This is a genomic window from Enterobacter cloacae complex sp. HYC042_NIDB (assembly GCF_056673315.1).
Genome location: NZ_CP109650.1, coordinates 2523972 through 2536633 on the forward strand (window position 1 = coordinate 2523972; position 12662 = coordinate 2536633).

Here is a 12662-nt window from a genome sequence, read left to right on the forward strand (position 1 = left end):
ACTAACGAGTATCGTTCCAAAAGGAAAACTATCGTTACGTTGCGCCGATGGCTGAACGTCACACTTTCACCCTATAATTGCGATGTTAAATGTGGATAAGGACAACAACGCACTATGTTGGATTTGATTAAAGCAATTGGTCTCGGGCTGGTGGTACTGCTGCCGTTAGCTAACCCGTTAACGACGGTGGCGCTGTTCCTGGGGCTGGCAGGGAATATGAACAGCGCCGAGCGCAACCATCAGTCGATGATGGCTTCGGTGTATGTGTTTGCCATTATGATGGTGGCCTACTACGCCGGACAGCTGGTGATGAATACCTTCGGGATTTCAATTCCCGGGCTGCGTATTGCGGGCGGGCTGATTGTGGCCTTTATCGGCTTCCGCATGCTGTTCCCGGCGCAGAAAGCGCACGAGTCTCCGGAGGCAACCAGCAAATCTGAAGAGCTGGAGTCCGAACCGAGCGCGAATATTGCTTTTGTACCGCTGGCCATGCCGAGTACGGCCGGGCCGGGTACCATCGCGATGATCATCAGTTCTGCATCGACGGTGCGCGACAGCTCTACCTTCCCGGATTGGGTACTGACCGTTGCGCCACCGCTAATTTTTGCGCTTATTGGGGTTATCGTGTGGGCGTCTCTGCGCAGTTCCGGTGCGATCATGCGCTGGGTGGGCAAGGGCGGTATCGAGGCGATTTCCCGTCTGATGGGCTTCTTACTGGTCTGTATGGGCGTGCAGTTTATTATTAACGGCGTGCTGGAGATTATTAAGACCTACCACTGATGTCATTGCCGGGTAACGGATTACCCTTACCCGGTATGTAAAATATTTATTAAATGAATACAAATAAATTCCGGAAAAATACTTTTTTAATTCAAACCGGGTTAAATGAGCATAGCCAGACTTGTCGCTCGTTAGTTCTTAAAGTAATGTACTGCACTCATTTCTTTTCAGGATAGTGTCATGCGTGCAAAATATTCTTTTATCGTACTCAGTACGTTGCTGTTTTCATTTACTGCCACTGCAGGCTTGTTCGATTCTGCGCCCGAATTTAAATGTGGTCGTGAGGATGCCGTTGCTGCTATGCAAGCAAAAATCAGAGATGATGCAATGAGTAAATTGCAGGAAACGTATCTGGCAACGCCTTCGCAATTTTATGGAAAACCACTTAAATCATACCAGGAAAAAGCAAATCAAATAGCCATTCATCTGGAGAATGTTACAACTAAACCATTTGATAAAAATGATTCAAACCGCAGTTGCTCCGCTAAGGTCACGCTCGCCATACCTACGGAAATCCTTGGGTTTATTGCAGCCTATCCTCAGAAACTAGAGCGGATAAATCAAGGTGGTGGCAAGGTGCTTAATAACAGTGTTCAATGGGATAATTTTGTATATATATTATCCCTGGCGGACAATGAGAAAGACATTTCAGCATCCTATGAATATTCTGACCGAGATTATGTCTCCCAGTCATTGGTCGATATGACTATGCTGGCCATGAATAAATCCGAATTTGAGAAAGCCGATCTCAACAACAAATTAAACGATGCAGTGCTGGCCTATTCTGAGAACGATAGTCAACTCAATAATCTCTGGAAATCTCTTCCAGAGTCAGTCAGGGCCTCTATGAAAAAAGAACAGAATCTCTGGATTAACGAGAAAGCTAAAAAATGCGGGAAGATCAGTGATGCGTCTTCCACTGCCACGCCTGTTGAAACAAGAATTAATATCTATCAGTGCCAGGCTGACATAACCCATGAAAGATATGTCTATCTGGGTGGAGAGGAAGAAAGACAGTATTAATACTTATACTGTGGGTCAATCTGACCTGCTGATGTTGTCGATACGGTTATGCCACGCAAGTAATTTCCCCATGCAGTGTGGCATCGTACGGGCGTCCTGATTTCAGGACGCCATGCGCCACCCGGCATAAATAAACCTCACCCGTGCTGCCCTTGTTCCTCCAGCGCCACCGGCCACTTGCGGAAGATGAGTACCGACCAGACGAGCGCGACGAGCGCCGGAATCGCCCCCAGATAGCCAATCGCCGACATCGATACGTACAGGCTAATCTGATTGCCCACCAGCGCCCCCGCGCCAATCCCCAGATTGAATATCCCCGAGAACAGCGACATCGCCACGTCCGTGGCATCCGGCGCCAGGGCCAGGACTTTCACCTGCATGCCGAGACCAATAATCATGATCGCCACGCCCCAGAACAGGCTCAGGATCGCCAGCTGGCTTTCGCTGCCTGACGCAGGCAGCAGCAGCACCAGGCACGCCAGCAGCAGGCCGATGGCGCTGCTCACCAGCAAGGAGGCATGCTGGTTACCCAGTTTACCAAACAGCACGCTGCCAATAATGCCCGCGCCGCCGAGAATGAGCAGTAAGAGGGTGGCAAAGTTTGCGCTAAAGCCCGCGACCACCTGCACAAACGGTTCAATGTAGCTGTACGCCGTGTAGTGCGCGGTGACCACGATAACGGTAAGCAGGTAGATACTCAGCAGCGCCGGGCGACGCATCAGCAGCGGCAGGCTTTTCAGCGAGCCGGAGTGTTCGCTTGGCAGCGCGGGCAGCAGCTTAATCAGACACACCAGCGTCACCAGCGCGCCCATGCCGATGGCAAAGAAGGTGGTACGCCAGCCGAAGTACTGTCCCACGATGCGGCCAATGGGCAGCCCCAGCACCATCGCCAGCGCGGTACCGGTGGCAATCAGGCTCAAGGCCTGGGCGCGTTTACCCGCCGGCGCGAGCCGAATAGCCAGCGACGCGGTGATCGACCAGAATACCGCGTGGGCAAAGGCAATGCCGATGCGGCTAATGACCAGCACCGTAAAATTCCACGCTATAAACGACAGGACATGGCTGGCAATGAACAGGGCAAACAGGCCGATCAACAGCCTGCGCCGCTCCATCTGGCTGGTCAGCAACATAAACGGCAAAGACATCAGCGCCACCACCCAGGCGTAGATAGTTAACATAATCCCCACCTGCGCCGTTTCCATCTGGAAGCTTTCTGCTATGTCAGACAACAGCCCAACCGGAACAAATTCTGTGGTGTTAAAAATAAATGCGGCAATGGCCAGCGTGACCACGCGTAGCCACGCGACCCTGCGGGAAACTGTGTTCGTTGTCATAGGGATGTCGGAGATTCGTTGCTGGAAAGATGAGAAGGCGATCTTAAAACGTCATACGGCGAAAACTCAATCATTATGTGACGCAGATCTCAATATTTACCTTATGAAAGCGGTAGCCGGGGGCGTTGTTTTCATTGAATATAAAAGTACAACACAGCAAAGACAGGCGGTAAGACAATGCAGGAGATTGATTTTTATCTGGTAGATGCGTTCTGCAATACCTCGTTCGGCGGCAATCCGGCAGCGGTTTGCCCGCTGAACGAATGGCTGCCGGATGAAACGTTACTGAAAATGGCGCAGCAGCATAATCAGTCGGAAACCGCATTTTTCGTCTGCACTAAGGGCGGCATTGAGCTACGCTGGTTTACCACGCTCACTGAAGTCAATCTCTGCGGTCACGCCACCCTGGCCGCCGCGCACGTTCTGTTTAATGAACTCGATTACCCCGACTCGCGGATCCACTTTGATACCGCCTCTGGCCGACTGACGGTCAGCCGGGAGGGAGAGTGGATGACGCTGGACTTCCCGGCGTGCCCGACCCGAGAAGAGACGCCGCCGCCGGAGATGCTCGCGGCGCTCGGTATCCGCCATTACGTTGAAGCCCGTAAAGGCCGCGCCTGGGTGATTGTGCTGGAAAATCCCCGGCAGGTTGAAGCGCTTGCGCCGCGCTTTTCGGCGATGACGCCGGGCGAGCATAAAGTGAGCGTGACGGCACCGGGTGAAGGGGAATATGACTTTGTCAGCCGCTTCTTCTCACCGGGCGTTGCCGTTCCGGAAGATCCGGTGACTGGATCCGCGCACACGATGCTGATCCCCTACTGGAGCGAAAAGCTGGGGAAAACGGCAATGTTTGCCCGTCAGGTTTCGGCGCGCGGCGGGGATGTACGCTGCGAGCTGAAAGGGGAGCGCGTATTAATGAGCGGTCAGGCGTCGTGCTACCTGAAAGGCACTGTGTATCTGCGCTAAAACTGATAACAAAAGAGGAAGAGACAATGCGGGAAATTGATTTTTATCTGGTGGATGCCTTCAGCGACAAAACCTTTGGCGGCAACGCGGCAGCGGTATGTCCTCTGGAAGAATGGCTGCCGGACGAGACGCTTCTCAAAATGGCACAGCAGCATAACCAGTCGGAAACCGCGTTTTTTGTGCGAACCGACGGCGGATTTGAACTGCGCTGGTTCACCACGCTGCATGAAATTAACCTCTGCGGCCATGCGACCCTCGCGGCATCACACGTCATTTTTGAGTATCTGGTCTATCCGCATACGGAAATCCACTTTACCACGCGCTTCGTGGGGGAGCTGACGGTCAAACGCAGCGGCGACTGGCTGACGCTGAATTTCCCCGCATGGTCCACGGAGGTCGTCGATAACCCACCGCCTGCACTGTTTAGCGCGCTGGGCATCCCGGCGGCAAAAGAGGTGCGCGTCGGGCGAGACTACTGCGTGGTGCTGGAGAGCCAGCAGCAGGTGGAGGCATTAATGCCGGATATTGGCGCGATGGTTCCGCTGGGCAAAATGGTCTGCGTAACCGCGCCGGGCGAAGGGGAATATGACTTCGTCAGCCGCTTTTTCTGCCCGGGCGAAGGGGTACCGGAGGATCCGGTTACCGGGTCCACGCACAGCATGCTGATCCCTTACTGGAGTGAAAGGCTGGGTAAGACGTCGCTTAACGCCCGCCAGGTGTCGTACCGCGGCGGGGATCTTCGCTGCCAGCTGAAGGGCGACCGCGTACTCATTGCCGGTCAGGCCACCCTGTACCTGAAAGGGCGGATCTTTTTACGCTAGCGGTTGCGCAATAAGTTAATACTATGAAGCAGCCTGGCAGGCCTGCGCTATGTTGACATTGAGTTTCACAAATAAAGCAAGGAGCCTGCCATGTATTCCATTACCTCTGAATCTGCACGTCACCCGGACATTCTTATGCTGATTGCGGCCCTCGACCGTTATCAGAGCGAACTCTATCCCGCCGAAAGCAACCATCTGCTCGATCTTTCAGAACTGCCCGCGACATCCCTTATCCTGATGATCGTCCGCGACCCGCAGCTTCAGGCCGTTGGCTGTGGAGCTATAGTGCTCAACGGCGACGGAACGGGGGAGATGAAGCGGGTTTATATCGATCCGGCCCATCGCGGGCAACATCTGGCTGAGAAGCTGCTGGCCGCGCTGGAAGATGAGGCCCTGAGCCGTCACTGCCATACCGTACGGCTGGAAACGGGCATCAAACAGCATGCCGCGATTCGTCTTTATGAACGAAGCGGCTACGATCGGCGTCCGGCGTTTGCCCCGTATGTGGACGATCCGCTTAGCCTTTTTATGGAGAAGGCGCTGGTTGAAGACGTTCGTTTAGCAGCGCTATAAACGCTTCCAGCTGGCGGGTCATCGCTCCGCGTCGCCACACCAGCCAGGTAGTGAGCCAGCGCCAGTTTTCCGCCAGCGGCCAGGCTTCAACCTGATGGTGGCCCGGCATACTTTCCAGCATTGAGCGCGGCATCAGCGCGATGCCCGCGCCCGCGATGACGCAGGCGAGCATGCCGTGATAGGACTCCATCTCATGAATGCGTCCCGGCGCGGCTCTGTCTGCATGAAACCAGCTCTCCAGGTGTCGGCGATACGAGCAGTTTGCGCGAAAGGCATAAACATCGCTGCCGCTCACCTGCGCAGCGCGCGTTACCTCTGTCTGCCCGGCAGGGGTGACCAGCATCATCTCTTCCCGGTAGACCGGCATCCCCTCCAGCTCCGGGTGCGACAGCGGCCCGTCGACAAAGGCGGCGCTCAGGGTTCCCTCCAGTACGCCATCAATCATCGTCCCGGACGGCCCGGTAGACAGGGCAAACTGGATGCGCGGATAGCGCTGGTTAAACTGCGCCAGCGTCTCAGGGATGCGCACGGCGGCGGTGCTCTCCAGCGCGCCGAGGGCAAACAGCCCCTGCGGCTCATCGCCCGCGACGACCATGCGCGCTTCATCCACCAGCGCCAGGATCTGTCTGCTGTAGCGCAGGAAGTTATGTCCGGCGGGAGATAAGCGCAAGCGCTGGTTCTCACGAATAAACAGCTCCACGCCAAGATCGGCCTCCAACTGGCGGATGCGGGTCGTCAGATTCGAAGGAACGCGATGCACCTTCTGCGCCGCCTGGGTGATGCTGCCCGTCAGCGCGACGGCGTTGAACATTTCAAGCTGGGTTAAGTCCATAGTATTCTCGTTTCGTGAATAAGGTGGTCAGTATTATTCATTTTTAAGAAATAGCAGAGTGAGCCACACTTAATCAACCGAAATGCGTGGAGAACATCATGAAATATTCATCTGCTACACATGCTCTGTCCGTTAACCCTGCAACGGGCGAAACGCTCGCCTCGTATCCGTGGGCGACGCAGGAAGAGGTTGAACGTGCCATCGCGCTGGCTGATGCGGGCTTTCGTCACTGGCGGTGCGAAAGCGTAGCCCACCGGGCGCAGAAGCTGCGCGATCTCGGCACCGCGCTGCGCGGTCGCGCGGAAGAGATGGCCCGGATGATGTCCCGCGAGATGGGAAAACCCATTCAGCAGGCGCGGGCGGAAGTGGCGAAATCAGCGGGCCTTTGCGACTGGTATGCCGAACATGGCCCGGCGATGCTGAATGCTGAACCCACGCAGGTCGAGAATAACAACGCGGTCATCGAGTATCGTCCGCTGGGGCCAATTCTGGCGGTGATGCCGTGGAACTTCCCGCTCTGGCAGGTGCTGCGCGGCGCGGTGCCGATCCTGCTGGCAGGTAACAGCTATCTGCTCAAACACGCGCCCAACGTGCTCGGCTCGGCGGAACTTATCGCGCAGATTTTTGCGGACGCCGGCTTCCCTGAAGGGGTATTCGGCTGGGTGAACGCCACCAATGACGGCGTAAGCCAGGCGATTAACGATCGTCGCATTGCGGCGGTAACCGTCACCGGCAGCGTGCGCGCCGGGGCAGCCATTGGCGCGCAGGCGGGGGCGGCGCTGAAAAAATGCGTTCTTGAGCTGGGGGGGGCTGACCCGTTCATCGTTCTCAACGATGCCGACCTGGATCTTGCCGTGAAGGCGGCGGTAGCAGGGCGCTACCAGAATACCGGGCAGGTGTGCGCGGCGGCCAAACGGTTCATTGTGGAAGAGGGTATTGCAGACACCTTTACCCGACGCTTCGTTGACGCCGTCGCCGCGTTAAAGATGGGCGCGCCGGATGAAGAAGAGAACTACCTTGGCCCGATGGCGCGCTATGATCTGCGCGATGAACTGCATCAGCAGGTGCAGGCGAGCCTGGCAGAAGGGGCAACGCTGCTTCTGGGGGGAGAGAAAATCAGCGGTGAGGGGAATTATTACGCGCCAACCGTGCTGGCGAACGTCACCCCATCGATGACGGCCTTCCGCCAGGAGCTGTTTGGTCCGGTCGCGGCCATTACGGTTGCGAAAGACGCGGCGCACGCCCTGACGCTTGCCAATGACAGCGACTTTGGCCTGTCTGCCACGGTCTTCACCGCCGACGCAGCGCTTGCGGATAAATTCTCTCGCGAGCTGGAGTGCGGCGGGGTGTTTATCAACGGATACAGCGCCAGCGACGCGCGCGTGGCCTTTGGTGGCGTGAAGAAAAGTGGCTTTGGCCGCGAGCTTTCCCATTTTGGTTTGCACGAGTTCTGTAATGTGCAGACGGTGTGGAAGGATCGCGTGTAATTTATTCGGCCCTCATCACGAGGGCCGTTGTCATTTATCTGCAATGGTTCTGTCATTTTCGTTTCGTAGACTCGCACGCGTCTAACGTCTTGTTACTGAAGAAAATTATGAACCTAACGCAAATTTTTCGCCGTATTGCGCAGCGTCTTATCCCTCGCCAGTTTGGCCTGCTGACGGGTATCTTTTGTATTATTGGCCTTTTCTCCGCGCTGCAGCTCTCCTCATCCTTTCTGCTGAACGCCTCCCTGAAGGAAGCTCAGCGCAATGAACGGCAAAACCTGCTGGCGTATCAGCAGCAGAGCAAGCTGGATCTGGCGCGCGTCTCCCTGCTGGCGGCGAGCGATCTGCTCAACCGCTCCGGCGTCTGGTTTATGCAGGATAAAGAAACCGGCTCGGAAGGAAGCTGGCACAGCCTGATGGACGACGCACAAAAGTCGCTGGCGGTTTCTCAGCAGGCATGGAAGGCCTGGCTGGCGCTCAGCCCGCCAAAAGATGAGGCGCTGATTAATAGTTACCAGCTTTTCTACGATGCCATTAAGGAGCAATCGGAAGCGCTTGTCAGAACCAATTCGATTGATGCCTTTTTTGCCGTGCCGGCACAGGCGTTTCAGACCGACTTTAACGACAACTACGCGCGCTATCAGCAGGCCAGCGAGAAGCAGGCCATGCAGGGGCGTCAGGCTTTAATGGCGCAGCTCTCCAGTCTGCAAACGTTGTTCCTGCTGGCACCGGTTCTGCTACTCGCCATCGCCGCAGCCGTCTGGTTCGGCATGTCCAGGTGGGTGATTACGCCGCTGCGTCGGCTTATTGCGCATATTAACCGGCTGGCCGCTGGAGATCTCTCCGGCACGCCGCCAAACGTGATGCGCTTTAACCGGGAGACGGGGCAGCTTAGCGACAGCGTTGCCACCATGCAGCGCGGCTTGCAGCAGCTGGTGACGCAGGTCAGCCACGCCACAGCCACGATGGTGGAGAACATTGGCTCCCTCGCGGAGGGAAACCAGAAGCTGTACCAGCAGTCGGCGCGTCAGGCAAAGGAGCTGGAGGAGGTTACAGCGCATATCGCGGCGCTGGAAACCCACGTGGAAGGGAATACCGGCTATGCCCGCCTCGCCAGCTCGCGCGCGGATGAAGCGCGTCAGGCTGCCGTAGGAGGCGACCAGATGATGTCGACCGTGAATGCCTCCATGCAGGCGATCGTCGAGCGATCGTCAGAGATGCGCGGGATCGTGGCGATGATCGACAGCGTGGCGTTTCAGACTAACATTCTGGCGCTCAACGCCGCCATTGAGGCCGCCCATGCAGGAAACCAGGGGCGCGGGTTTGCCGTCGTCGCCCGGGAAGTCGGGCTCCTGGCGCGAAAGAGCAGCCACTCGACGCAGACCATTCAGGAGTTGATCAACCGCTCCGTGCAGGGCATTGAAGACGGCTCCCGCGCCGTGAATCTGATGGAAGAGAACCTGCAGCAGGTCACCGGTCTGGTGGGCAATTTAAGCAGTTTGCTGAATGAAATCTCGACCGCCACGCTCAGTCAGGGAGAAAGTATTCACCAGATGACGCGCCAGCTTCAGGCGCTGAATCAGGTCTCGCGCCAGACGGATCTGCTGGTTTCTGACGCCTCGGAGGCCTCTGAACGCCTGCAAAAGCAGTCCGATCTTTTATTGCAGGCCGTTTCGCGTTTTCGTCTTAGCGCCTGACGCAATACATTAGCCTCTGTTATACTCGCAGCCCGTTTTAGCCTGAGGGCAAGGAGCAAAGAGTGGCTGCGGTCATCCATAATGAGATGCTGGACGAGATTCTGGCGCAGGTTCGTCCGTTATTAGGAAAGGGGAAGGTAGCCGACTACATTCCGGCCCTTGCCTCGGTGAGCGGGAATAAGCTGGGCATCGCTATCTGTACCATAGACGGACAGCGATACCAGGCAGGCGATGCCACTGAACGCTTTTCTATTCAGTCTATTTCTAAAGTGCTGAGTCTGGTCGCGGCGATGCGCCAGTATGAGGAAGAAGAGATCTGGCAGCGCGTGGGAAAAGATCCGTCCGGCCAGCCCTTTAACTCACTGCTTCAGCTCGAAATCGAGCAGGGTAAACCGCGTAACCCCTTTATCAACGCCGGGGCGCTGGTGGTCTGCGATATGCTGCAAAGCCGCCTCAGCGCACCGCGTCAGCGAATGCTTGAGATTGTTCGTCAGCTTTCTGGCGTGGACGACATTGCCTATGATTCAGTGGTGGCGCGCTCGGAGTTTGAACACTCCGCCCGCAACGCGGCTATCGCCTGGCTGATGAAATCCTTTGGTAACTTCCACAACGACGTGGCGACCGTGCTGCAAAACTACTTCCATTACTGCGCCCTGAAGATGAACTGCGTTGAGCTGGCCCAGACGTTTCTGTTTCTTGCACACCAGGGGCACGCGCCGCATCTCGATCAGGAGGTGGTTTCCCCGCTTCAGGCGCGTCAGGTTAACGCCCTGATGGCTACCAGCGGCATGTATCAGAACGCCGGGGAGTTTGCCTGGCGGGTTGGCCTTCCGGCCAAATCGGGCGTTGGCGGCGGGGTGGTGGCGATTGTGCCGCATGAAATGGCGATTGCTGTCTGGAGCCCGGAGCTGGATGAAACGGGAAATTCACTTGCCGGCGTGGCGGTTCTGGAGAAGCTGACCCAACGCCTGGGACGTTCTGTATACTGATGTCTGACCTGGATCCCCTCTTTTCCCGCCTGGCGCGATCGACGTTTCGCTCGCGCTTCCGTTTAGGCAATAAGGAACGACAGTACTGCTGGGACAAAGGCCCCGAAACCATTGACCAGCATGCCGCCGATTTTGTCGCTAAACGCCTTGCACCCGCGCAACCCGCAAACGACGGCAAGCAGACGCCCATGCGTGGCCACCCGGTGTTTATCGCCCAGCATGCCACCGCGACCTGCTGCCGGGGCTGTCTGGCAAAATGGCATAACATTCCCCAGGGCGTGCAGCTGAGCGCGCAGCAGCAACATTATATCGTCAGCGTGATCCACCGCTGGCTGGTGATACAGATGAACGCCCAAAAATGATATTTAATGCGTTCTGCGCTTACCGCCTGCAGCCTCGTACCTGGCTGGCGGACGAGCAAATCGTCATAACGCATTGACGTGAAATGGATAGCGGCTTAACAGGACGTCGAACGCTGACAATGTCTCGGTTTAAGCTACGCTTTGAGTAACGCTTTACGTCAGGAGACATTATGAAAGCACCTGCAACACCTGAAAATGAAATTGACAGACTTAACGCGCTGCGCGAATCGGGTCTGCTTGAGATTGACAGTTCCCCGGCGTTTGACCGCTTAACGCGTCTGGCAAAACGCTTTTTCCAGGTGCCGCTGGCCATGGTCAACCTTATTGATGAGCATACGCTGATCGTTAAGTCGGCGGATGGGCAGGCACCCGATTCCGTTCCGCGCAACATCTCTTTTTGTGGCCATACCATCCTCACCGAAGCACCGCTGATCGTCGGGGATATGCTTCAGGACGATCGTTTTGCGGATAACCCGCTGGTGGCCGGCGAACCTCGCGTGCGGTTTTACGCAGGCTTTCCGCTGCGCTTACGCAACGGCGCAAGCGTTGGCTCGCTTTGCCTGATTGACTACGCACCGCGGGAGTTCTCAGCGACCGATCTCGCCGTGTTGGGGGATTTGGGCGCGCTGGCTGAAGATGAGTTTGCGGCAATCAGCGCGGCGACCACGGATGAATTGACCGGATTATTCAACCGACGGGGCTTTAACCAGCTCGTGCGGTTCACGCTCTCCATCGCCCGACGCCGGGCGGAACCGTTAACGCTCGGCTGGCTGGATCTGGATCGTTTCAAGGAGATTAACGATCGCTACGGGCACGAAGAGGGAGATAAGGCGTTAAAGACCATGGCGCAGCTGATGCGCGCCTCTTTCCGCGAAGCGGATATGCTGGTTCGTTTTGGTGGCGATGAGTTTGCCGTGCTGTTTGCTGATACGGATGAGAAGGGCGCGTGGATTGCCATGCAGTATCTCGCCGAGCAGGTCGAAAACTACAATGCACGCAAGCTACATCCGTGGTCGCTTCTGTTCTCCTGGGGGCTGAGCGAATTCGATCATAACGGCAACGACCTGCAGCAGTGGCTTAAAGATGCCGATGAAAAAATGTATGCCATGAAGCAGCAGCGGCAGCGGGCCAGATGACATAACAAAAGCATATGACCGTTCCGTTTGCGTTAAAGAAATGTTAAATGCAAAGTGAGGGTATTCAACGTAAGGACAAAAAATGAATACCTCACTGCAAATCAAAAACCTCACCCGCGACGACATTCTCACCCATCTTGATGCGCTGGCCGGGATCCTCGAAAACTGCGTAAACGGCGGCGCATCCGTCAGCTTTATGCTGCCCTTTAACCTGGAGAAGGCCCGTTCATTCTGGCTCGGCATAGCTGACAGCGTAGGGCGCAACGAGCGCGTGGTGCTGGCCAGTATTGATCCGCAGGAGGGCGTGATCGGCACGGTGCAACTGATTACCGACCAGCCGGAAAACCAGCCGCACCGTGCGGACGTGGCAAAGCTGCTGGTTCATGAAAAAGCGCGTCGAAAAGGGGCCGCAATGGCGCTGATGGAAGCGCTGGAAGCTGAGGCCCGGGCCAGAAACATTTCGGTTCTGGTGCTCGATACCTCCACCGGCAGCGGCGCCGAAACCTTCTACCAGCGTGCCGGCTGGCAAAAGGTCGGTGAGATCCCGCGCTACGCCCTGATGCCGGACGGCGCTATGACGGCCACGTCGGTGTTCTATAAATTCTTATAATTTTTTCACAACCACGCCGGGGATTGATCGAAACAGGGTTTCTGGTCGTAAA

The 12662-nt window shown here is 56.4% G+C and carries 13 protein-coding genes; 11 read left to right on the top strand and 2 right to left on the bottom strand.

Annotated features, from left to right (window positions below):
• The first annotated feature begins 114 nt into the window (after window positions 1–114).
• Both OKF39_RS12100 and OKF39_RS12105 read left to right on the top strand, forming a co-directional pair.
• Window positions 115–780 carry a MarC family NAAT transporter gene (locus tag OKF39_RS12100; protein ID WP_041909999.1) on the top strand — a complete coding sequence of 222 codons (666 nt, stop codon included), beginning with the start codon at window positions 115–117 and terminating at the stop codon, window positions 778–780.
• A 180-nt stretch (window positions 781–960) separates the two neighbouring features.
• The gene (locus OKF39_RS12105; RefSeq protein WP_069732968.1) at window positions 961–1803 is read left to right on the top strand and encodes a lysozyme inhibitor LprI family protein; all 843 of its coding nucleotides are present in this window, start codon (window positions 961–963) and stop codon (window positions 1801–1803) included.
• A 137-nt stretch (window positions 1804–1940) separates the two neighbouring features.
• On the opposite strand, the gene OKF39_RS12110 is transcribed toward OKF39_RS12105, so the two are convergent.
• Entirely contained in the window at window positions 1941–3137 is a 1197-nt protein-coding gene (locus OKF39_RS12110) for a sugar transporter (protein ID WP_479982952.1), read from the bottom strand.
• A gap of 177 nt (window positions 3138–3314) precedes the next feature.
• On the opposite strand from OKF39_RS12110, the gene OKF39_RS12115 reads away from it, so the two are divergent.
• The 3 genes from OKF39_RS12115 to OKF39_RS12125 all read left to right on the top strand — a co-directional run bounded on the left by OKF39_RS12115 (window position 3315) and on the right by OKF39_RS12125 (window position 5497).
• Window positions 3315–4103 (top strand): PhzF family phenazine biosynthesis protein, encoded by a 789-nt coding sequence (locus tag OKF39_RS12115; RefSeq protein WP_479982953.1) that lies wholly within the window; start codon window positions 3315–3317, stop codon window positions 4101–4103.
• Window positions 4104–4129: 26 nt separating this feature from the next.
• Window positions 4130–4924, top strand: coding sequence for a PhzF family phenazine biosynthesis protein (locus tag OKF39_RS12120; protein ID WP_479982954.1), 795 nt, complete (start codon window positions 4130–4132; stop codon window positions 4922–4924).
• A 90-nt stretch (window positions 4925–5014) separates the two neighbouring features.
• A complete protein-coding gene (locus OKF39_RS12125; protein WP_047368544.1) occupies window positions 5015–5497 on the top strand; it encodes a GNAT family N-acetyltransferase in 483 nt (160 codons plus the stop codon).
• On the opposite strand, the gene ptrR is transcribed toward OKF39_RS12125, so the two are convergent.
• Window positions 5451–6329, bottom strand: coding sequence for a putrescine utilization regulator PtrR (ptrR, locus tag OKF39_RS12130; protein WP_028013145.1), 879 nt, complete (start codon window positions 6327–6329; stop codon window positions 5451–5453). The genes OKF39_RS12125 and ptrR overlap by 47 nt on opposite strands.
• A 98-nt stretch (window positions 6330–6427) precedes the next feature.
• Between ptrR and sad the strand changes: the two genes are divergently transcribed.
• The 6 genes from sad (at window position 6428) to OKF39_RS12160 (ending at window position 12610) form a co-directional block, all read left to right on the top strand.
• Complete coding sequence (gene sad / locus OKF39_RS12135) at window positions 6428–7816, top strand: succinate-semialdehyde dehydrogenase (RefSeq protein ID WP_479982955.1); 1389 nt, start codon at window positions 6428–6430, stop codon at window positions 7814–7816.
• Window positions 7817–7923: 107 nt separating this feature from the next.
• A complete protein-coding gene (locus OKF39_RS12140) occupies window positions 7924–9513 on the top strand; it encodes a methyl-accepting chemotaxis protein (RefSeq protein WP_069732966.1) in 1590 nt (529 codons plus the stop codon).
• Window positions 9514–9599: 86 nt separating this feature from the next.
• Entirely contained in the window at window positions 9600–10502 is a 903-nt protein-coding gene (glsB, locus tag OKF39_RS12145; RefSeq protein ID WP_153656315.1) for a glutaminase B, read from the top strand.
• Window positions 10502–10864, top strand: a complete 363-nt coding sequence (locus OKF39_RS12150) for a DUF4186 domain-containing protein (RefSeq protein ID WP_045260515.1) — start codon at window positions 10502–10504, stop codon at window positions 10862–10864. The genes glsB and OKF39_RS12150 overlap by 1 nt, the downstream gene beginning before the upstream one ends.
• Window positions 10865–11034: 170 nt before the next feature.
• Complete coding sequence (locus tag OKF39_RS12155; RefSeq protein ID WP_028013150.1) at window positions 11035–12000, top strand: sensor domain-containing diguanylate cyclase; 966 nt, start codon at window positions 11035–11037, stop codon at window positions 11998–12000.
• A gap of 82 nt (window positions 12001–12082) precedes the next feature.
• Window positions 12083–12610: a GNAT family N-acetyltransferase gene (locus OKF39_RS12160; RefSeq protein WP_045260516.1), complete on the top strand. Its 528-nt coding sequence runs from the start codon at window positions 12083–12085 to the stop codon at window positions 12608–12610.
• Window positions 12611–12662 lie beyond the last annotated feature (52 nt).

Bases quoted from the DNA above. Each gene is read 5' to 3' on its own strand.
- OKF39_RS12100 (WP_041909999.1), top strand. From the start codon at position 115: ATGTTGGATTTGATTAAAGCAATTGGTCTCGGGCTGGTGGTACTGCTG.
- OKF39_RS12105 (WP_069732968.1), top strand. From the start codon at position 961: ATGCGTGCAAAATATTCTTTTATCGTACTCAGTACGTTGCTGTTTTCA.
- OKF39_RS12110 (WP_479982952.1), bottom strand. From the start codon at position 3,137: ATGACAACGAACACAGTTTCCCGCAGGGTCGCGTGGCTACGCGTGGTC.
- OKF39_RS12115 (WP_479982953.1), top strand. From the start codon at position 3,315: ATGCAGGAGATTGATTTTTATCTGGTAGATGCGTTCTGCAATACCTCG.
- OKF39_RS12120 (WP_479982954.1), top strand. From the start codon at position 4,130: ATGCGGGAAATTGATTTTTATCTGGTGGATGCCTTCAGCGACAAAACC.
- OKF39_RS12125 (WP_047368544.1), top strand. From the start codon at position 5,015: ATGTATTCCATTACCTCTGAATCTGCACGTCACCCGGACATTCTTATG.
- ptrR (WP_028013145.1), bottom strand. From the start codon at position 6,329: ATGGACTTAACCCAGCTTGAAATGTTCAACGCCGTCGCGCTGACGGGC.
- sad (WP_479982955.1), top strand. From the start codon at position 6,428: ATGAAATATTCATCTGCTACACATGCTCTGTCCGTTAACCCTGCAACG.
- OKF39_RS12140 (WP_069732966.1), top strand. From the start codon at position 7,924: ATGAACCTAACGCAAATTTTTCGCCGTATTGCGCAGCGTCTTATCCCT.
- glsB (WP_153656315.1), top strand. From the start codon at position 9,600: ATGCTGGACGAGATTCTGGCGCAGGTTCGTCCGTTATTAGGAAAGGGG.
- OKF39_RS12150 (WP_045260515.1), top strand. From the start codon at position 10,502: ATGTCTGACCTGGATCCCCTCTTTTCCCGCCTGGCGCGATCGACGTTT.
- OKF39_RS12155 (WP_028013150.1), top strand. From the start codon at position 11,035: ATGAAAGCACCTGCAACACCTGAAAATGAAATTGACAGACTTAACGCG.
- OKF39_RS12160 (WP_045260516.1), top strand. From the start codon at position 12,083: ATGAATACCTCACTGCAAATCAAAAACCTCACCCGCGACGACATTCTC.